Below are 20,545 nucleotides of genomic sequence, written 5' to 3' on the forward strand. Positions count from 1 at the left end.
CACTTGCCGCCCGAGCCCCGCTTGCCCCCCACGGCCTCAGTGCCCGTACCCTTGAGGATCCACCACGGCGTGTAGATAAGCCCCAGCTTGCCGTAAGGCACCAGCGGGATGCCCCACTCGAAGGCGGCGTAGTCGAACTTGTAGAAGGCGTTGAGGCTCAGGGGAATCAGACGCAGCGCAGTACGCTCCGCGGCGTCCGCACCGGAGGCCAGCTTCGCCGTTCCGTACTTCTCGCCGTAGCCCGCGGAGAAGCCCACGCCCGCCGTACCCACGCCCTGGTAGAAGTAGCGCTGGAGCTCTACCTCGAACGTCAGCAGCGACTCGCCGCCAAAGTAGTCCTGGTACGGCGTACCAGTGAGGCCGGGCTCTTCGTCGATGAGGGGCTTGTAGCCACCCATGCGGAATTGAATGCCGCCCGAACGTGGCGAGCGCAGCGAGACTTCCTCCTCCACCACTACCGTGTCCTGCCCCCAGGCGGGCAGCGTGGCGAGCAGCGCCACGACTCCCAGGGCCGATGCCCGACTCATGACCGCTTCCTCCTCGACGACAGCCAGACTCCGAGGGACGCCAGCATCGCGCATCCCGTGATGCCACCACCCGCCGCGGCGCAGCCACCCGTCTCCGCGCCGCCAGCTCCGAGGTACCCTTGGTAGAACCCGTTGCTCGCAACGGGCGTCCCTGTCGCCGTGGGCGAAGGTTCGCTTTGGTTACCCGCCCTGTCGATGGCAATCGCCTGGACGGCATACTCGACGCCGTTCTCAAGCCCTTGATCCATGCGGAAGACCGCGTTCGACGAAACCTGCCGCTTCTTCGAAACCACTTCACCCGCGCCCACACCACCGTCCTCGCCCGGAACGGACCGAAGGACTTGCACCTCCATCGACACCGCATCGCTCGGCACCTTGACAGAGACACTCAGCGCGGCATCCAGCCCCGTGACGCTCGGAGTCTCCGGCACCGCAGGGGGCTCCGGGTCATAGATGAAGCTGATGGAGGGCGTCCCAACCGAAACGAACGAGTCGTCGCAACCGCCCAAAGTCCCCAGCCGCTTGGTCGTGGCGCAGAGCCGGAACGTCTTGGTTGACGTCTGTGACTCGCACTTGGCGCCGTCCGCCACCAGCGCCTCGGACGCGTTGAAGGTCACCGTCCCCGTCAGCCGAGTATCATTTACCGGGATATCGTCGAGAGACAGGTCGCCCGCCCCTGGCGTCCCCGTGCAACTCGATTCGTTCGAGAGCCAGAGGTGGAGCACATCGCAATTGCCGGCGACACGCGTCCAGTTGACCGTGCGGTCCAAGCCGCAGTTCTCCTGGGAGACGACAATCTGATCGTTCTGGAGGATTTCGGCCGAGGCTGAAAACGTCACGGTCTGCCCCTGGGCAGTCGACGCGAAGAGCAAGAGGCCAACGAGAGTGAGGCGCATGGGTACGCCCAGGCTAGCAAGCGGGAGGCCACATGAAACGCCTTCCCGTCCGCTGGGCATCACTCCAGGAGGGCCGTCCCGCCGCGCCAAACAGGCAGGACGGCCACGGAGGCTTTGCCAAATTGTCAGGCGGGGCGCTCGGCCAGGCGGAGTCCGGCTTCCACCAGGTTGAGGGCGGCGCCCCGGCTGGCGTTGTCCACCGAGGCGAAGAGCGTCACCCACTCCGGCGCCTGGGGGAATGCGCGCACCCGGCCCACATGGACCGCCGGGTCGGACGTGACGAGCATGGGCATGGGGTACACACGCTCACCGGGCACATCCAGCACCTTCAAGGCCCCGGACGTCTTGAGGGCCGCGCGCACCTGCTCCACCGGGCCCGCCTTCTTGAGCTGCACGTTGAGGGTGAGGCCATGGCCGTAGAAGGTAGGCACCTGTACCGCCGTCCCGGCGATGACGGGCACATCCCCCTTGGACGAGAACAGCCGGGCCGCCTCCAGCGTCCAGCCGCCCTCCTCCTCCGTCCAGGGTGAATTCACCATGAAGCCGCCTACCTGGGGCACCAGGTTGAACCCCACGCGGTGGGGAAAGGCGTGCGGCTCCGGCTCGCGGCCCGACAGCAGGTCCGCCGTCTGCTTCTCCAGCTCCGCCACACCGCGCACACCCGCGCTGGACGCCGCCATCAGCGCCGTCACCTGCGCGCGCGCCACGCCGAAGGCCTTCCGCAGCGGCTCCACCACGTGCACCGCGGCGGTCGTCACCGCCCCCGGCAGACACACGATGCGGCCCTTGAAGGTGAAGCCCGCGCCCAGCACATCCGTGTTGAAGCCCGGCAGCACCATGGGGACGTTGCCGTCACTTCGGTAGGCACTGCTGGCGTCCACCACCCACGCGCCCGCGGCCTGCGCGGCCGGAGCCAGCGTGCGAGAGGCCTCGGCGGGCGTGGCCAGCAGCACCAGCTTCACGCCCCGGAAGGCGTCCGGCGTCGCCTGCTCCACCTCGAGCGAGTCCTCGCCGTACTCCACCTCCATGCCCTTGGAGCGCTCGGAGCCGAAGGCGCGCACCTGTTCGGCGGGCACGTCCTGCGCGTACAGCGCGGCGAGCACCTCGCGGCCCACCACGCCCGTCGCGCCCACCACGCCAATCGTCAAGTCGTCTCTCATGGCGCGTCCTTTACGCCACCGGAGGCCGGGAGCGCGAGCACCACGAAGCGGCTCAGTCTTCCTTCAACCGTGCGGTGGGCGCCGGCCCGGGCAGCGGCGGGAACTTCGGGTTGCGCTCCGGCTCCGAGGCCCGCACGTAGTGCGGCTCCATGGCGAAGAGCGCCTCCAGCGACTGCTCTTCCGGAAAGCGCGCCAGCTGCGCCAGCGCCACCGCCGACGGGAAGGTCGGCGCCGCCAGCAGCCGGTGTGACGCCACGCCCTGCGACTCCAGGGCGGCGCGGTAGTCCACCAGCGCGGGCCCCAGCGCCACGGCCCGGGGCTCGGCGGCCATGCGCGCGGCCACCTCCGCGGGTGACATGGCCGTCTCCGGCTCCAGCGGCTCCACGGTCCCGCCCTGACGCACGTAGGCCCCCAGGTACAGGTCGTCCTTGCGCGCCACCGCCAGGCAGTACAGCGGCACGCCCTCGGGGCCCTCCAGCGCCACCGCCGCCAGCGACGAGGCCCCGGCCACCTTCAGCTTCGTCGCGTAGGCCAGCGACTTCACCGTCGCCAGGCCGATGCGCAGCCCCGTGAAGGAGCCCGGCCCCAGGCCCACCACCAGCCCCTCCAGGGCGGGCAGCGTGGCGCCGTGACGTTCGAGCAGCTCCCCGACGATGCCGGGCAGCAGCTCGCTCTGCTTCCGCGGCGGACCCACCACCACGTGCTCCAGCGTGCGCAACGCGCCATCCGGCGCTCGCTCCACCAGGGCCAGCGACAACGTCAACGTCGAGGTGTCCAGCGAGAGAAACATGGGACGGCTCACTACACCGGCGCGGCCCACATTGCCTGCGGAATCTCCGACACCCGGTCCTCGCAGCGGTACAGCCGGACGCGCACCACGCCCTTGTCCAGCATGTCCAGCTTCCGGGCAGCGCCCTTGGACAGGTCCACGATGCGCCCGTCGATGAAGGGCCCCCGGTCATTCACGCGCACCTTCACCGCGCGCCCGTTCTCCATGTTCACCACGCGCAGGCACGAGCCGAAGCGCAGCTTGCGGTGCGCGGCCGTCATCGCCTCCTGGTCGAAGCGCTCCCCGCTCGCGGTGGGCCGCCCGTGCAGGCCGGGGCCATAGAACGAGGCCAACCCTTCGCCCAGGTACGAGCGCGGCATCTGTTCGCGCCGCGCCACTCCGGGCGTAGCACCGCGGGACTTCGGCGACTTCGACGGGCGGACGGGTTCCTCCACCGGGTCGGGCCTGGCCGCGCGCGAGGCGCACGCGGAGGTGAAGCCCAAGCAGAGCAGTCCGGCAACGGCGATTCCTCGCATGCGTCCTCTAGCGGGTGATGTCGTTGGTCACTGCCAACAGCATCAGCAGGACGAGCAGCGCGAGCCCCACCATGTTGGCCACCTCGCGGACGCGAACAGGGATGGGGCGACGGCGAATTCCCTCCCAGGCGGCGGAAAGCAGGTGGAAGCCGTCCAGCACGGGGATGGGCAACAGGTTCATCACCCCCAGGTTGATGGAGATGAGCGCCATCAGGTGGAGGAAGCTGTCCAGGCCCTGCTCGGCGCTCTTCGACGCCAACTGGTACATCATGATGGGGCCGCCCACGGTGTTCATCGGCACCGAGCCCACCAGCAGCCCGCCGAGGACCCGCACCATCTGCCCGACAATCTTCGGGACGATGAGCGCGGCCTGCTTCAGCGCGGCGCCCGGCCCCAGATGCACCGTCACCTCGTCCAGCACCGGCATGTCCGCCGCGGAGAGCACCCAGTTGCGCACGCCCAGGACGATGGGCGAGCTCGCCGTGCCCATCTCGTCCTCCGTCTTCAGCGGCGCCTGCGCCAGCGTCTCCGTGCGCTCGCCGCCCGCCCCCCGCCACGTCAGCTGGAAGGAACGATCCTTCAGGGCGTTCAGCTTCGAGGAGAACTTGACGAAGGACTCCGGCTTCTCGCCATCCAGGGCGATGATGCGGTCTCCGGGCCGCAGGCCGCCCTTCTCGGCCGCGCTCCCCGGCGCCACGGTGGCCAGGTACAGGTCGGACGTCTCCGCGCCCACCGTCGCCAGCCCCACGCCCGGCTGCTTCGGCACGGTGAGCTTCAGCACGGAGGGCACCCGCCCCGTCACGACGCCCGCCGCCACGGAGTCCATGCGCCGGAGAGTGAGCTCCAGAGGTGTGCCCTCCGCGTGCTTGTCCAGTTCCTGCTGGAAGCGCGCTTCCGTCTCCACGCTCACGCCGTTGACGGCCAGGATGCGGTCGAAGGTCCGCAGTCCGGCCTGCTCCGCCACCGAGCCCGGCGGCACGCCGACGATGGGCGGCTTCGACACGGCCTCCACGCCAATGGAGCCGCGCTCCACCGTGTCGATGGGGGACGTCTCCACGTTCTTCGTGGGCGTCACGTCCAGCGTCAGCTTCTGTCCGTTGCGCTCCAGGACGATGGGGACGGGCCGCTCGAAGCGGCCGACGAACGCCTCCCGCATGTCGTTGAACGTGCGCACCGGCTCGCCATCCACGGACAGGATGCGGTCTCCAGGGCGGATGCCGGCGGCCTGCGCGGGCATGCCCTCGCTCACCGTTCCCACGTAGGTGGAGGTGGCCTGGTGCGGGCCCAGGAAGACGAAGAAATAGACGAGGATGGGGAAGATGAGGTTGAAGGCCGGCCCCGCCAGGACGATGAGGCCGCGCTTCCATGGGGGCTGCGCCAGGAAGCCCCGGCTGGCCTCCTCCGGGCTGAGCTCCTCGTGGGGCATGTCCCCCGCCATCTTCACGTAGCCGCCCAGCGGCAGCAGGGCAATCTGGTACTCCGTCTCGCCCTTGGTGAAGCCGATCAACTTGGGTCCGAAGCCGATGGAGAACTTCAGGACCTTCACACCACAGGCCTTCGCCACCAGGAAGTGGCCAAGCTCGTGCACCGTGACGAGCACGCCGAGCAGAATGACGAAGAACCCGATGTTTTGGAGCATGGGCGCAACAGTAATCGTGGGCGCCCAGGCGGACAACGCGCAACCGGGCCCGCCGAGCAGACGGGCAGCCGGAAAGAGCGGTCCCTAGGGCAGCAGGCCCCGGACGAACTGCACGTAGACGAACACCAGGGGTGCGTTGAACAGGAGCGCGTCGATGCGATCCAACACACCACCGTGCCCGGGGATGAGGAAGCCCGAGTCCTTCACCCCGTAGGCCCGCTTCAGCATGGACTCACACAGGTCGCCCACCGGCCCCAGGATACCGCCGGCGACACCCAGCAGCACGCAGTCCCACACCGTGAACACCGGGAAGAAGAACTGCCGGGCAATGAACATACCGCCCACCGAGCCCAGCATGCCCCCGAAGAAGCCCTCCCACGTCTTGTTGGGGCTCACCTCCGGGTAGAGCTTGTGCTTCCCCAGGAACCGCCCGAAGAAGTAGGCGGCGGTGTCATTGGCCCAGGTGATGACCAGCGCGCAGATGACCCAGGCCATGCCGTGGTCGGGCAACAAGCGCAGCGCGGACACGGCCGTGAGGCCCACCGCGCCGTAGAGGAAGCCGTTGACCAGATGCGCCGTGCGAGTGGGCGCCTCCGCCAACGGCCCCTTGAAGAGGTGGTAGATCCACGCGAAGAACGCGAAGACGATGGTGAGCCAGAAGGCCGTCTCACCCGTGCGCGCCGCGTCCCGCAACGGCAGGAAGGGCAGCACCGCGGCGAAGGCCATTCCGACCCAGGAAGCCACCGTCAGGCGCTTCTGGACGATGAGGTAGTACTCACCCACGCACGCGGCGGCGGCGGCGCCCAACAGGGCCGCGCTCCAGTAGCCACCGAGGATCAACAGCAGGAGGACCAGCGGCAGCAGTGTCACCGCGGAGACGACGCGGATGACGAGGTTTCGGTTCTTGTCGTTCACGCCTTGGCCTGCTGAGGAGCGTCCTCCCGCTGCACCTGTGCGGACGTGAGGCCGAAGCGGCGCTCACGCTGCTGGTACTGCGACACGCAGCGGAGGAACTCGTCAGTACGGAAGTCCGGCCACAAGGCGTCGGTGAAGCACATCTCCGCGTACGCCATCTGCCAGAGCAGGAAGTTGGACACGCGCAGCTCCCCGCTGGTCCTCACCATCAGGTCCAACGGGGGCAGTCCCTGCGTCCAGAGGAACTGCTCGAAGTCGCTCTCCTCCAACCGTCCCGCCGCCAGCTCACCACGCTCCACGGCCTCGGCCAGCCGCCGCGCCGCGTGGAGGATTTCCTCCCGCCCGCCGTAGGACAACGCCAGCGACAGCACCATGCCGGTGTTGTGCGCGGAGTCGGCCCGGAGCCGGTCCAGCGGATCGCGCACGTAGCGCGGCAGCCGGTCCACGTCTCCAATGGCGTTGAGGCGGATGCCGTTGTCCAGGATTTCGGAGCGCTCGAGCTCCAGATACTCCCGGAGCAGGTCCATCAATCCGGCGACCTCTTCCGCCGGACGCGCCCAGTTCTGCGACGAGAACGCGTAGAGCGTCAGCGCCTGGATGCCCAGGCGGCGCGCGGTGCGCGTCACTTCACGCACACTCGACGTCGCCTCCCGGTGCCCCTCCAGCCGGGGCAGCCCTCGGGACTCCGCCCATCGCCCGTTGCCGTCCATGATGATGCCCACGTGGCGCGGCATCGGCCGGGCCTTGACGGCTTGTTCCAGGGTGGAAATCACTGAAGGGCGTTCCATGAAGCCGCGCACCCTAGCGATGCCGCCGCGCGCCGTCCACGGGCGCGTGCCCCAACCGTCACGGTCGGCCCCTGACTGGTCGCCCGGTGGCGGTGGGTGGCCGCTCCCCGTCAGAGTGCATGGATCATGTAGGCATAGGTAGGCAACCATTCACTCGGTGGCCTCTCAGCCCAGGGGCCAATCCGGGCTGGCAATCTCCATGGGGCCGTCGCGCCAGGACGTGTAGGCGTCCTCGTCCGCGACCTGGTACGGCCTGCCGAAGGCGCGCGCGAAGTAGTCGCCCCAATGCGGCTGGGAGCCGTCGGCGTCCGTGAAACCGTACTCGCGGGCCAGGGCCCAGGAGCTGAAGACGCGGCCGGCCTTGGCGCCCACGTTCGGATCCGCCGCGAGCGCCGCCACCGCCCGGCCCACGTAGAAGGGGCTCTCCGAGGCGATGAAGTGCGGATCCTTCGCCGCGCCATCGCGCCAGTTCGCTTCCGTGACGCCGAAGTTCTCCAGCATCTCCTCGGAGCGGAGGAAGCCGGGCGTCAGCGCCAGCGCGGTGGCCTTCGTGCGGCGCAGCTCCCGGGACATCCCGAAGGCGAGCCGGATGACGGACATCTTCACCAGGTCGTACCAGAGGTTGCCGCGGTAGCCGAACGAGTCCCCATCCGTGATTTCGACGATAAGCCCCCGCTCACCGCCCAGCATGAGCGGCACGGCGTGGCGGCTGGTGAGGAGGTGCGTGAAGACAGCGCGCTCGAACATCTGCTGTCCCTTCGCGGCGGACTGTTTCCAGAACGCCGGGCCGAACTCGGTGAGTCCGTCGCCGCCCCAGATGTCGTTCACCAGGATGTCGAGCCGCCCCTGCTCCCGCTGGATGCGCGCGCAAAGGGCTTCGACCTCCGATTCGACGGAGTGGTCCACGCGGACGGCGATGCCCCGGCCACCCTTGGCGTCAACGATTTCGGCGGTCTCCTCGATGGTCTCCGGACGCGAGCCCGTCGCGGGCCGTCCTCGCACGCTGCGCCCGGTGCAGTACACGGTGGCGCCCGCCTCTCCCAACATGGTGGCGATGCCGCGCCCCGCGCCTCGGGTGGCTCCAGCGACCAGGGCGACACGTCCTTCGAGTGGCTTCATGGCGGGCACTCCTCCAAGCCCACGGGCGACCGTGGACCGCAGTGGGTTCGTGTTCGCACCCTAGGCAGGGAATCCTGACATCTCCTGTCATGATTCCCCGCCTAGACTTCGCACTGGAACCTGCCCATGCGCGCCGACCGACTCGTCAGTTTGACGCTGCTCCTCCAGACACGCCCGAAGATGACGGCGGGCGAGCTGGCAAGGGAGCTCGAGGTCTCCGAACGGACCATCCACCGGGACCTCGACGCGCTCTCCGGCGCGGGCGTGCCCGTGTACGCCACCCGAGGCGCCGCGGGCGGCGTGGCGTTGATGGAAGGCTGGCGTACCCAACTCACGGGCTTCACCCGGGCGGAGCTGCATGCACTGGCGGCCGTGGCGGCACCGGGGGCCCTGGATGACTTGGGCCTGACGTCGGCGCTGCGTTCGGGCCTGGTGAAGATGGCGGCCTCCCTGCCCGCACTCCAGCAACCCGCGCTGGAGTACGCACGCCAGCGGCTTCACGTGGATGCGTCCTCGTGGTTTCCAGAACGCGAGGCCGTGCCTCATCTGGCGACACTGCGCGACGCGGTCTGGCAGGACCGGCGCGTGTCGCTGACGTACCGAGACTTCGAAGGCAAGCCGAGCCGCAAGGTGGTGGACCCGTACGCGCTCGTCATCAAGGCGGACCGTTGGTACCTCGTCGCGAGCGGGGGCGAGGATGAACCGCGTGTGTATCGAGGCTCGCGTGTGGAAGGTGCACGGATACGCCCGGAGACCTTCATCCGGCCGGCGCGCTTCGACCTGCCCGCGTTCTGGAAGGCGTGGTGCTCACGCTTCGCGGAGAAGCGCGCGCAATACGAAGTCACGCTGCGATTGACGGAGGAGGCGCTGGAGGCGCTGCGGAAGATTCGGCCGCGAGCGGAGGGTGCACGGTTGGATTCCGCGCCGCTCGCAGCGGATGGACGCAAGACAGTGGTCGTGGACTTCGAGCGCGAAGCGATTGCCTTCAGCCAGCTCTGCGACGTCGGATCGGGTTTCGAGGTGCTCGCCCCGGAAGCACTGCGAACGAAGCTCCTGAAACTGGCGGCGGGCATCCTCGACACGCATCGCAGTACCACTCCTTGACGCACGGCCAGGCGAAGCTTGCGCTGTTGGGAAAGCCTCGCAGGGACTACGCGGGCACAGCAATTTGCACACCCTTTCTTAGACAAAAGAACGAGCGTGGTAGCTTTGCCATTCATGGAAAGCTCCATTCTCAAGAAAGCACCGATCCAGGTATGGGTGCTGAGCTTCACGCTTCTGCTACCTGGACTGGCGTTCGGGCAAACCGTGACGGCCAAGGCCGCGCAATCCAGCGCTCGCGACTCCTCGTTTCGCGCACGACTGAAGGCGGCAGCGCAGCTCTATGAGGAACTTGAGTACGAGCAGGCGCTGAAGACACTCACCCAGGCCAAGGCACTGGCCACGACGGATGACGAACGGGCAGACGCCGCGATGTACGAAGCCATCGTCCTCGCCGATCTCGGGAGACGAGCACAGTCCCTACGCGCATTCCGCGAAGCCCTGTCACTTCAACCAGACTCCCAGCTTCCCGTCAGGGTCTCTCCCAAGGTGGCTCGGGACTTCGACGACGTACGCAAGAAGCTCCAGAGCGAACGCGTGGCTTCGGCCCCCGTCGAGCCACCGCCCGCCCCTTCGCAGGACCGCCCCGTCCTCGAACCCGAGGGAACTGCGTCGGCCGTCGCTACACCATCACCTGCTGCGCCAACCGCTTCACTCATCACCAGCGCCGAGCCCGAACTCATGGCACATGAGTCAACGGGCCTCCGCATCCGCCCCCTCCCCGTGGCCTTGCTTGGAGCTGGAGTGCTCGCGGGTGGCCTGGGGAGCTACTTCGGCCTGCGCTCCCGGAGCGACATCCAGAGCGCGCGAAACACCTTCAGTGTCGATGAGCAGATGGGACATCTGGACGCGGCGCGCGGCAAGGCGCTCGGCGCCAACATCTTGTTCGGTGTCGCGGCGACAGCGGCGGCGGGAGCGGTCATCACCTACTTCCTGGGTGACGAAGCCACGGCGCAGAGGGAGGCACGATGAACCGCATCTATCTGGCGTGCCTGGCTCTTCTGTCCGGCATGGCCTGCACCGTGCCCAGCCTCGACGAACTCCACCCGTGTGACATCAACGACCTCATGGGCGACTCCGTCGACGCATTCCTGGGTGACAAGCCGACGTGCAGAGCCTTCAAAGTGTCGGTCGACTACTCAGGGTTCCTTCCTGGCTGCGTGTTTGTCAGTGCCAAGGACGAAGCCAGTGGAAAAACGTCCGCCGTCGAGATTGCCGGCAAGGGCGACCGCTCAGGAGGGTCCCTCGTCGTCAGTGTGTTTGCGCCGAGCGGTTGGGGCGACTCCGTCCAAGTGGAGGCACGTGCATTTGAGCAGAACTGCGAGGCGACACCCGTGATGACGCGTTCGATACGCGTGAGCCCCAAAACGGGGAAAGCCGAGACAGTGACGCTGTCGCTCCAAGCAACGGACGCGGACGGCGATGGGTACGTCTCCCTGCTCACGGACGGAACGGACTGCAACGACAACAACGCGAGCATCCACCCGGGCGCAACCGAGCTTTGCAACGACGTCGACGACAACTGCAACGGCCAGTCGGACATGGTGGAATTGCGCCTGGGCCAGAGCTGCACGGAGGGCGAAGGCTGTGAGGGCGTCCGTGCGTGCGGTGGGAACGGCGAGGTCCTCTGCGACATGCCGCTGGCCGCGTATGCCTACCCCGACGCGGACCAGGACGGACTCGGCGACCGGAACGCCGCTCCCGTCGCCTTCTGCGCCGGTATCCCGCAGGGCTATGTCACGGGTCCCGCGAACGACTGCAACGACAACAACGCCAGCATCCGGCCAGGTGCGACGGAGCTCTGCAACGGCGTCGACGACAACTGCAACGACCAGATTGACGAGACGTTCTCCGACCTCGGCACGGCGTGCACCGCGACCGCCCAGTGCCCCGGCGTCTATGTCTGCGACGCCTCGGGCATCGCCACCACCTGCCAGGCCACGACGACGCCCAACGACTGGTACCTGGATGACGACGGGGATGGCTCTGGTGTTGGCACGGCCGTGTCGTCCTGCGTCCCGCCTAGCACGGACTACGTCACCACCGGTGGCGACTGCAACGACGGCAACCCGTTCACCTACCCTGGCGCGCCGGAGCTGTGCGACGGCCTGGACAACAACTGCGACGGGAATGTCGAAGGCCCCGAGGTCTGTCCGAGCGGCGGTGCCAGTTGGGTGGCCCGGACTGTGGGCGCGAGCGGTCAGGAGTGGCGCTCCATCTTCACTGGCCTCCCTGGCGATGTGACTGTCTCAGGGAACCAGGGAGGGACCGCGATACTGACGCCGTCCTCATCCACGTTCCAGACCAACGCGACCAACTGCGGCGACAGCAACAGGGGCTGGAATGCCGTCTGGGCGGACATGGCCAACCAGGGCCGCCTCTACCTCGGCTCGTCGGGAGGAAGCCTCACCTTCCTGGACAGGCTACAAAATGCCTGCACCGAGACGCACGCCATGGGACGGGAGGGGAAGGGACTCGTCGGCATTCGACATGAAGGTGTCTTGGAGATTCATGGCGTTACATCAACCTCTGGCACCTCCGGAAACGGTCTGACCTTCATCTGGACCGGAGGGAGTGGCTCGATTGCGCTACGATTTGGAATGACCACTGTCTCGTCGCTATACGACGTCCACGGCCGTACCAGGTCAGCGCTATTCGCGGTTGGTGGCTTCGACTATGGGGGCAACAGGGGTCGCATCTACCGCTTCAACCCAAACACCGTGCAGTGGCAATCGGAAGCGATAGAGACAACCATCGCAGGCATGGGCCGCCTCCGTGGAGTCTGGGTGGTGAACGACCGTGTCGCCTTCGCAGTGGGTGAATACCTGACCGGCCAGAACTCAGTCCTCCAGTGGGACGGCAGCACCTGGAGCCGGATGCCATTCCCCAACACGCACAACGAGACACTGACCTCCGTCGTCGCATTCGGTGCGAAGTCGGTCTACGTCACCGCGCGTAGCGGGCGCATCTACCGGTACGACGGCACGGGGTGGCAGATCGTCTTCGATAACTCAAGCCTTAGCCTCAACGACATCGCAGGCACGAGCCCCGCAGACCTCTGGGTCGCGGGAGACAACGGACAGATTCTCCACTGGCCTCAATAGCAAGCCCCACCACCGAGGCCACACATCAGGTGGCCTCGGTGCGGGCGCGGCTCACTCCGCTTCGAGATTGAGCTTGAACACATTGGCCTGGCCCGCCTTCACATCAACGGTCCGGGTCACGTCCTTGCCCAGTTCCTTGTTGACGAGCCGGACGGTGTGTCGCCCCTCCGGCACCTCAACCGCGGCGAACGGAGTCTGGCCCAGGACATTCCCGTCCAACGACACCACGGCATATGGACGGATGCGGAACTCCAGACGCCCCTTTGCGACAGGCGCCACCTTCTGAGTCGGCGCCCTTTCACGAGCCCGCGATGGATTCGGCTCTGGCTCCCCAGACGCCTTCGCGGGCTCATGCTTGGCCACGACAGCGCTCCCCTCCTTCGAAGCCGCTCCGCCGTTCTCAGGCGGAGCATCCTTCACAGTGGGAGGCCCTGCTTCGGGCGTGGTGGCATCCCGTTCGACGCGCGGTTCCTGCGGCACCACGGGGACGTCCGCCGAAACCTGCGGCTTCGCTTGTGCCCTGTCATTCGAATCCCGAGCCCCCGCATTCACGTTCGCGGCCGGTTTCGCCTGCGGCACGTTCCTGCCGCCTTGGCTCGGCGCCGCAGGCTCGCGCGGCAACTGCGTGAGCGGCGGCGGATTCACATGAACCGGCGAGACCTCTGAATCATCGCCGTGCATCACGGTGACAGCGCCGCCCACCGACAGCGCGACCACGGCCCCGACGATGACGGCAATCCGCCCTCCTGGCCGCCCTGGCGGCACCGTCGCGGCGTACTCCGTGCTCCGCGTATGCACGGCGTCGTCCGCATCCTCGGGAGTCGTAGACGCCAGTGAAGCCCCTCCTGGCGGCGGCGATGAAGCAGCCGCCATCGCCACCGCGTCTTCGTCACGCGCATGCGGCGCCTGTACCTTCACCCCCGAGGCCCGGGACTGCGCCCTTGGCCGGGACGTTCCACGCGCTGACGCATCCGCCCGGAGCGCGGGCGTCTTCACGACCACCGGGTACGACTGAAGCGTGTCCTGCTGCGGGGAGGAACGCGGCTCCAGCGCCCGCACCACGCCACCGATGGCAATCGGCATGGGCGTCGTCGGAGAAGTCGAATCCGCCGGCACCTCCACGGGAGCGACGAGCGACCGGGGCATCGGCGTCGTCGGCGAGGTCGAATCCACCGCCGGCGACACCATGGACGCGCTCCGGGCATCCGACTTCGCTTGCGGCGCAACGGCCCCCTTGCGGCCCCCCTGCGACGGCGTCATCGCTGGAGCCGCAGCCACCTCCGGCACCCACTGCGCGATGCGCTGGGCAATCTGATACGCGCCCACCGGCTCGCCCGTCGACAACACGAACCGCTCCAGGTCGTCCTGCAACGCCCGGCAGTCCGCGTACCGCCGCTCCCGGTCCTTCGCCAGCGCCTTGTCGAGCACCTGCTGCAACGCCACGGGCACATCCGGCCGCCGCGCCGACACCGGGATGAACGACTCGAACAGAATCGCCTGCATCACGCTCACGTCCGTCGTCGCATCGAACGGACGCTTCCCCGTGAGCAGTTCGTACAGCACCACCCCGAGCGCGTAGACATCCACCCGCCGATCCATGGCCTTCGCCTGGAGCTGCTCGGGCGGCATGTACGCCACCTTGCCCTTCACCACGCCCGTGAGTGTCCGGTGCCCCTGCCCCGCCACCTTCGCGATGCCGAAGTCCACCACCTTCACCGCGCCCTGCCGCGACACCAGGATGTTGTCCGGACTCACGTCGCGGTGAATCAAGCCCAGCGGCTCGCCCGTCTCCACGTCACGGAACTCGTGCGCGTACGCCAGGCCCTCCGCCGCGGCCGCCACCACCTTCGCGCAGAAGGCGGGGGGCAGCGCTTCCTCCGCGGCCCGCTTCACCAGCTTGCGCAGGTTCGGGCCGTCAATGAACTCCATGGCCAGGAAGAAGCTGCCCTCGGCCTCACCGAAGTCGAAAATCTGCACGATGTTCGGGTGCTCGAGCTGCGCCGCCAGCCGCGCCTCGCCCAGGAACATCTCTACAAAGGCCGAGTCCTCCGCCAGGTGCGGAAGAATGCGCTTGAGCACAAGCGTCTTCTCGAAGCCGCGTGGCCCCGCGGCCTTCGCCAGGAAGACCTCCGCCATGCCGCCTGACGCAAGCTTTCGCACCAGCTGGTACTTCCCGATTTGCATTGACTCGGGTTCTCCCAGGTTTGTCGGAAAAGTAAAACCACTTGCCGCCAGTTCTGCCGAGCGTCGAGCAATCAGGCGTTGTCAGCGTTGACCCTGACGTGACGTGGTCCGTAGGATTTCGGCATCCCATGCCCCCGAAGGTCATCGGTCCCTACCGCGTTCTTGAGACGCTTGGCAGTGGCGGGGCAGGAACCGTTTATCGGGCCCTGGACCGCCGCACCACCGACGAGGTCGCGCTGAAGCTGCTTTCAGCCGGCCCCGCACGGGATGCTCGTGCCGCGCGCAGACTCGCCCGCGAATTCGACACACTCGTGGACCTGTCTCACCCCAACGTCGTGAAGGTGTTCGAGTCCGGCGTGCACCAGGGAGTGCCGTACCTGGCCATGGAGCTCATCGAGGGCCTCACCCTCCGCCACTACCTCGACCTGGGCAGCGGCGACCGGCAAACCCCTCCGGGCAGCCACACGCCGCGCAGCCCCTTGTCCATCCTCCGGACCGCGGACGACGACTTCGGCCCCTTGAGCCGGAGCTTCTCCGATTCGATGGATGACTCGGACGACAGCCCGCATGACGGCACCTTCGGCCTGGAGGCCTTCGCGGAGGAGGCCCCCAGCGAGGACCTGGAGAGCTTCGCCTCCAGTGGCAGCCCGCACGTGGGTATCGGCTCGGATGATTCGCTGGAGGGCTTCGACCTGCCGCCCCCCATGCCGCGCATCCCGGAGCCCGAGGAGGAGCCGGGACGCGTGGTCCGCGAAGAGGACCTCAACCGGCCCGAACGCATGGGACGTCTCAAGGACGCCATGCTCCAGATTTGCGAGGCCCTGGCCTACATCCACGGCCACGGCCTGGTTCACCGCGACCTCAAGCCGTCCAACATCATGGTGGACGACGACCGGCAGGTGCGGCTGATGGACTTCGGGCTCGCCAAGTTCCTGGCGGACGACGTGGCCATCACCGAGGCCGGCAAGCTGGTGGGCACCTACCGGTACATGGCGCCGGAGCAGATTCTGGGCGAGCCCCTGGATGGACGCTCCGACCTGTACAGCCTGGGGGTCATCCTCTATGAGCTGCTCAGCGGGCGGCCCCCCTTCGACGCGAAGACGCCGCACGAGCTCTGGCGCCAGGTGCTGGAGACGGAGCCGCCCCCCGTGCTGGCGCTGAACCTTCACGGGGACCCGCAGCTCGCGCGCGTCGCCCACCGCCTCATCCGCAAGGAGCCGGACGACCGGTTCCAGACGGCCGAGGAAGTCTACGAGGCCCTGTCCGAGTGAATCCCTCCAAGCTGCACACCCTCACCGTGGACGCCGACAAGGCGGGCCAGCGGGTGGATCTCTTCATTGGTGAAGCGCTGGGCCTGTCTCGCGCGCGGCTCAAGCGCCTCTTCGAGGCGGGCGCGGTGAAGGTGAATGGCCGCCCCGCGAAGAAGGGCCTCACGCTCACCGCCGGGCAGCACATCGCCGTCGAGGTGGAAGAAGAGTCTCGCGAGGCCGTGCCCGACGCGGACTTCCCGCTCACCGTGCTGCACGAGGACGACTCGCTCGTGTTCGTGGACAAGCCCGCGGGCCGGCCGTCCCACCCCCTGCAGTCCGGAGAGACGGGCACGGTGGCCAACGCGCTGGTGGCCCGCTATCCCGAATGCGCCCAGGCCTCCCTGGACGCGCGCGAGGGTGGCCTGTGCCACCGGCTGGACGTGGAGACCTCTGGCGTCGTCGTGGCCGCGCGGACGCGGGACGCGTGGAACGCCGTGCGCGAGGCCTTTGGCAACCGCGCCGTGGACAAGCGCTACCTGGCGCTAGTGACAGGGCCCCTGACGGACGAGGGCGACATCGACCTGCCCCTGCGTCACCACCCCCGGCATCCGGACCGCGTGGAGCCCGCGCCCTACGGGGCCGAGGACGCCCGGGAGGCGGTGTCGAAGTTCACCGTGCTGTCGCGCGCGGGTGAGTTCAGCGTGGTGGAGGTGAAGATTCTCACCGGCGTGTTGCACCAGGTGCGCGCGCACCTCGCGGGCATTGGCGCCCCCATCGTCGGCGACAGCCTCTACGGCGGACGCGAGGCCCCGGAGCTGGGCCGCTTCTTCCTGCACGCCCGCTCCCTGGGCCTGACGCACCCGCGGACGCGGCGGAACATGACGGTCCACAGCCCCTTGCCCCCGGAGCTACGCGCGGAGCTGGAGCGGCGTGGCCTGCCCCTCCCCCGCGGTGAGCAACAGGACTGAGGGCTTTCCACTATTCGCCCATCACCTTGACGATGACGCGCTTTCGGCGCTGGCCGTCGAACTCGGCGTAGAACACCTGCTGCCAGGGCCCCAGGTCCAACTTCCCGCCCGTGATGGGGATGATGACCTGGTGGTGGACCAGCAGTGACTTGAGGTGGGCGTCCCCGTTGTCCTCGCCCGTGCGGTGGTGGCGGTAGTCGGGACCGGCGGGCGCCAGGTGCTGGAGCCATTCCCAGATGTCTTCATGGAGACCGGGCTCGTCGTCATTCACGAAGACGCCCGCGGTGATGTGCATGGCGGAGACGAGGACCATTCCCTCCTGGATGCCACTCTTGCGCACCAGGGCCGTCACGGTGTCGGTGAGACGGACCAGCTCCCGCCGCTGCGGGGTTTCGAACCACAGGTACTCCGTCAGGCTCTTCATATCCGGATCCGCCAGGCGTCAGAGTGCCCCGTTAAAGTGACTCACACCATGCGAGCCATCATCCACGTGGACATGGATGCCTTCTATGCGTCCGTGGAGCAGCGGGACAACCCGGCCCTGCGGGGCAAGCCGCTCATCGTGGGCGGGCATGCCCAGCGCGGTGTCGTGGTCGCCGCCTCCTACGAGGTGCGCCCCTTCGGCGTGCGCAGCGCCATGCCCATGGCCCGTGCGACGAAGGCCGCGCCCCACGCGCTCGTCGTGAAGCCCCGCTTCGCCGCGTATGCCGAGGCCAGTGAGCAGGTGTTCGCCATCTTCGAACGTTACACGCCGCTCATCGAGCCGCTGTCGCTCGACGAGGCCTTCCTGGACGTGACGGCGTCGGTGGGACTCTTCGGTACGCCCGCGGACATCGCCCGGCGCATCCGCAAGGAGATTGCCGACGAGCTGAACCTTCCCGCCTCCGCGGGCGTGGCCACGGTGAAGTTCGTGGCGAAGATTGCCTCCGACCTCGCCAAGCCCAATGGCCAGCGGGAGGTGCGCGCCGAGGAGACAGTGGCCTTCCTCGCGGGCCTGCCGGTGTCGCGCCTGTGGGGCGTGGGGCCGAAGACGGAGGAGGCGCTCCGACTCGCCGGGCTGAAGACGATTGGCGATGTGGCGGCCCGGGACTTGGACTGGCTGGAAGACAGGCTGGGCTCCAGCGGACGGCACCTGTGGGAGCTGTCCCAGGGCATCGACACGCGCGAGGTGGTGCCCGACCGGGCCGCCAAGAGCGTGGGCGCGGAGGACACCTTCGACGAAGACCTCGTGGGGGTGGACGCGCTCAAGCCGCACGTCCACGCCCAGGCCCTGCGCGTGGCCCGGCGGCTGCGGCGGGCGGCGCTGAAGGGCCGCGTGGTGCAGCTCAAATTGAAGTTCGCGGACTTCACGCTCATCACCCGGCGCACCACGCTGCGCGAGGCCACGGATGACGGGCAGACGCTCTACCGCGCGGCGCTGGAGCTGCTGGACAAGTCGCACCAGGGCAAGCCGCTGCGGCTCACCGGCGTCAGCGTGCAGTTGGACGAGGAGCCGCCCCAGTTGGGCCTCTTCCCCGCCGCCGCGCCGCGCACCGCGAAGCTGAACGCGGCGCTAGACAAGATTGCCGAGCGGTTTGGCAGCAAGGCCATCACCACCGCGGACATCGCCGGCAGCGAGGCCACCGACAGCGCCGAACACCGCTCCGAGCGCCCGGTGGACAAGGGCGGGCCCAAGGACTGAGGGCCCGGTACGGGTGGGGCCTCACGCCTGTTCGCGGAGCGGCCCCCACACCTCACGGTAGAGACTTCGACTCAGGCAGCGCCCGACCCGGAAAACGAGCCGGTGCCCTCACTTCACGGACGCGGCCTTGAGTCAGGCGTCGCCCGACTCGGAGGACGAACCGGCGCTCTCACCGGATGAGCCGTTTGCCGAGGGACGGCGGCGACGGCGACGGCGACGGCGCTTGCGCTGGCCTCCCGCGTCGGACTCCTCACCCTCCGCGGCGGCGGCACGCGGCGGCGGCACCTCGCCGGCCTTCCACGCCTCCAGCTGCTCGCGATTCTCGCCCGTGGCCTCCACTGTCATCTCGAACACGGTGAGGGCCTCGCTGAAGAGCGGGTGCCGCTTGAAGGCCGCGCTGCGACGACGGCGCTCACCGGACAGGGTGCGCTGGGCCAGCAGCAGCATGCGGCAGCGCTCGGCGATGCGGCGCGGCAGACGCGCGGACTGGACGAAGCCCGCGAGCAGGTCTTCCACCACCTGCGACACGGACGGGCGGCCCTCCTGCGACTCCTCGGGCCCCGTCGAACGGCTGATGGGAATCAGCAACATCGCCAGGAGGATGGCGTCGTCCAGTGCCTCGCCCGCGGACACGCGCCGGTCCAGCGACTCCGCGAAGGCGTAGAACGTCTTCTCCCCTTCCTTGCCGTGCTGCTTGAGGTACGCGTTGACGGGCGGCAGGAGGATTTTGAGCGCGTCCAGCGCGTCCAGCAGCTTCAGCGCCGGCGCGGACACACCGCCGCGGATGAGGCGGAACGTCTCCTCCAGCAGGCGCGCGGGCGCGCAGCGGGGCAGGTCCTCCACCGCGCCTTCCATGGCCGCGTACGTCCGCGACTCGATGTCCAGTTCCAGCTTCGCCGCGAAGCGCACGGCGCGCAGGATGCGCACCGGGTCCTCGCGCATGCGCACTTCCGGGTCGCCAATGGTGCGGATGAAGCGCTCATCCAGGTCACGACGGCCACGGACGTAATCGATGACCCGCCCTTCGGCCACGTCGTAGAACAGGCCGTTGATGGTGAAGTCACGGCGACGCGCGTCCTGCTGCGCGGTGCCGAAGACGTTGTCGTGGGTGATGAGCAGGTCCTCACCGTCCCCCTCATCCTCACCGCCGTGGGCCGCGTGCTCCAGCTCCGTCGGATTCGCACGGAAGGTGGAGACCTCGATGATCTTCCCGCCTTTGAAGTAGACGTGCGCCAGCCGGAAGCGCCGGCCAATCAGACGGCAGTTGCGGAAGATGCCGCGCACCTCGTTCGGCGTCGCGCTGGTGGCGATGTCGAAGTCCTTCGGCTTGCGCCCCAGCAGCAGGTCACGCACGCAGCCGCCCACCATGTACGCCTGATGGCCGTGCTGGTGCAGGCGGAGCACCACCTTGAGGGCGTCCGGGTCCAGCTCGTCTGGGTCGATTTCCGCCGGCTCGCCGGTGGGCCGGACATGGGGCGCGTGCAGCGCGCGCTCATCGGGCGTCGGCTCCGGTTCGGGCTCCAGGACGATGGGGACGTCCTCGACGTCCTCGCCCCGGGCCTCGGCGGCGTCCTCGGCCTCGGCGGCGGCCAGCGCGGCCTCTGCGCCCAGGACGGCGTCGTCCAGGCCCGACTCGGCCGAGTCTATCTCGTCGTCATCTTCCTCGTCGTCCTCGTCCTCGGCATCCGCGTAAGCGGGGGCCGGAGGCGGCTCGGCGGGGGTGGCGACTTGTATCGAGGGGATTTCAGTGGGGGCCTGCTCGTCGGCGGCCACGGGCTTGGAGGCGCTGTCCTCTTCAGGGTGCGCCGACAGCTCCAGCTGGGAGTTCATGGGAACCTCTTGTTCGCCGCGCTCGGAAGTCCCTGCCGCCTCGGAAGAGGCAACCTCGCGCGCGTCATTCTCGGGCGC

General features: G+C 68.3%; 18 protein-coding genes. 6 read left to right on the plus strand and 12 right to left on the minus strand.

Annotated elements, in window-relative coordinates; all coding sequences use genetic code 11:
- From F8M74_RS33345 to F8M74_RS33385, 9 genes are all read right to left on the minus strand, one after another.
- The coding region (locus F8M74_RS33345; protein WP_163884668.1) for an MXAN_2562 family outer membrane beta-barrel protein at nt 1-527 on the minus strand (527 nt) is incomplete at its 3' end.
- Nucleotides 524-1,423, minus strand: a complete 900-nt coding sequence (locus tag F8M74_RS33350; protein ID WP_228560707.1) for an MXAN_2561 family MXYO-CTERM-anchored protein — start codon at nt 1,421-1,423, stop codon at nt 524-526. The genes F8M74_RS33350 and F8M74_RS33345, both read right to left, overlap by 4 nt.
- Before the next feature lie 125 nt (nt 1,424-1,548).
- Entirely contained in the window at nt 1,549-2,583 is a 1,035-nt protein-coding gene (locus tag F8M74_RS33355; RefSeq protein WP_141257885.1) for an aspartate-semialdehyde dehydrogenase, read from the minus strand.
- 52 nt (nt 2,584-2,635) lie between these two features.
- Nucleotides 2,636-3,373: a tRNA (adenosine(37)-N6)-threonylcarbamoyltransferase complex dimerization subunit type 1 TsaB gene (gene tsaB / locus F8M74_RS33360; protein WP_171410428.1), complete on the minus strand. Its 738-nt coding sequence runs from the start codon at nt 3,371-3,373 to the stop codon at nt 2,636-2,638.
- A gap of 11 nt (nt 3,374-3,384) precedes the next feature.
- A complete protein-coding gene (locus tag F8M74_RS33365; RefSeq protein ID WP_141257883.1) occupies nt 3,385-3,888 on the minus strand; it encodes a septal ring lytic transglycosylase RlpA family protein in 504 nt (167 codons plus the stop codon).
- Between the two features lie 7 nt (nt 3,889-3,895).
- Nucleotides 3,896-5,527, minus strand: a complete 1,632-nt coding sequence (rseP, locus tag F8M74_RS33370; protein ID WP_163884670.1) for an RIP metalloprotease RseP — start codon at nt 5,525-5,527, stop codon at nt 3,896-3,898.
- Between the two features lie 84 nt (nt 5,528-5,611).
- A complete protein-coding gene (locus F8M74_RS33375) occupies nt 5,612-6,442 on the minus strand; it encodes a phosphatidate cytidylyltransferase (protein WP_141257881.1) in 831 nt (276 codons plus the stop codon).
- Nucleotides 6,439-7,230, minus strand: coding sequence for a polyprenyl diphosphate synthase (uppS, locus tag F8M74_RS33380; protein WP_141257880.1), 792 nt, complete (start codon nt 7,228-7,230; stop codon nt 6,439-6,441). The genes F8M74_RS33375 and uppS overlap by 4 nt, the downstream gene beginning before the upstream one ends.
- A gap of 165 nt (nt 7,231-7,395) precedes the next feature.
- The gene (locus F8M74_RS33385) at nt 7,396-8,349 is read right to left on the minus strand and encodes an SDR family oxidoreductase (RefSeq protein WP_163884672.1); all 954 of its coding nucleotides are present in this window, start codon (nt 8,347-8,349) and stop codon (nt 7,396-7,398) included.
- 126 nt (nt 8,350-8,475) lie between these two features.
- Here F8M74_RS33385 and F8M74_RS33390 point away from each other — a divergent pair, with 126 nt between their 5' ends.
- The 3 genes from F8M74_RS33390 to F8M74_RS33400 all read left to right on the plus strand — a co-directional run bounded on the left by F8M74_RS33390 (nt 8,476) and on the right by F8M74_RS33400 (nt 12,554).
- Complete coding sequence (locus F8M74_RS33390) at nt 8,476-9,453, plus strand: YafY family protein (RefSeq protein WP_141257878.1); 978 nt, start codon at nt 8,476-8,478, stop codon at nt 9,451-9,453.
- 114 nt (nt 9,454-9,567) lie between these two features.
- The gene (locus F8M74_RS33395) at nt 9,568-10,422 is read left to right on the plus strand and encodes a tetratricopeptide repeat protein (RefSeq protein ID WP_228560705.1); all 855 of its coding nucleotides are present in this window, start codon (nt 9,568-9,570) and stop codon (nt 10,420-10,422) included.
- On the plus strand, nt 10,419-12,554 hold the full coding sequence (locus F8M74_RS33400; RefSeq protein ID WP_141257876.1) for a putative metal-binding motif-containing protein: 2,136 nt from the start codon (nt 10,419-10,421) through the stop codon (nt 12,552-12,554). The genes F8M74_RS33395 and F8M74_RS33400 overlap by 4 nt, the downstream gene beginning before the upstream one ends.
- Nucleotides 12,555-12,605: 51 nt before the next feature.
- Here F8M74_RS33400 and F8M74_RS33405 read toward each other — a convergent pair whose 3' ends face one another.
- Complete coding sequence (locus tag F8M74_RS33405) at nt 12,606-14,738, minus strand: protein kinase (protein WP_141257875.1); 2,133 nt, start codon at nt 14,736-14,738, stop codon at nt 12,606-12,608.
- Nucleotides 14,739-14,866: 128 nt separating this feature from the next.
- On the opposite strand from F8M74_RS33405, the gene F8M74_RS33410 reads away from it, so the two are divergent.
- Complete coding sequence (locus F8M74_RS33410; RefSeq protein WP_141257874.1) at nt 14,867-16,009, plus strand: serine/threonine-protein kinase; 1,143 nt, start codon at nt 14,867-14,869, stop codon at nt 16,007-16,009.
- Nucleotides 16,006-16,956: an RluA family pseudouridine synthase gene (locus tag F8M74_RS33415; protein WP_141257873.1), complete on the plus strand. Its 951-nt coding sequence runs from the start codon at nt 16,006-16,008 to the stop codon at nt 16,954-16,956. Before F8M74_RS33410 ends, F8M74_RS33415 begins: the two co-directional genes overlap by 4 nt.
- A gap of 10 nt (nt 16,957-16,966) precedes the next feature.
- On the opposite strand, the gene F8M74_RS33420 is transcribed toward F8M74_RS33415, so the two are convergent.
- Nucleotides 16,967-17,380, minus strand: a complete 414-nt coding sequence (locus tag F8M74_RS33420; protein WP_141257872.1) for a secondary thiamine-phosphate synthase enzyme YjbQ — start codon at nt 17,378-17,380, stop codon at nt 16,967-16,969.
- Nucleotides 17,381-17,428: 48 nt separating this feature from the next.
- Here F8M74_RS33420 and dinB point away from each other — a divergent pair, with 48 nt between their 5' ends.
- Nucleotides 17,429-18,637, plus strand: coding sequence for a DNA polymerase IV (gene dinB / locus F8M74_RS33425; RefSeq protein ID WP_141257871.1), 1,209 nt, complete (start codon nt 17,429-17,431; stop codon nt 18,635-18,637).
- Between the two features lie 132 nt (nt 18,638-18,769).
- Here dinB and pcnB read toward each other — a convergent pair whose 3' ends face one another.
- Nucleotides 18,770-20,467, minus strand: a complete 1,698-nt coding sequence (gene pcnB, locus F8M74_RS33430; RefSeq protein WP_141257870.1) for a polynucleotide adenylyltransferase PcnB — start codon at nt 20,465-20,467, stop codon at nt 18,770-18,772.
- Between the last annotated feature and the right edge of the window lie 78 nt (nt 20,468-20,545).

The sequence above is a fragment of the Myxococcus sp. CA023 genome, from assembly GCF_010998615.1.
Taxonomy (GTDB): domain Bacteria; phylum Myxococcota; class Myxococcia; order Myxococcales; family Myxococcaceae; genus Myxococcus.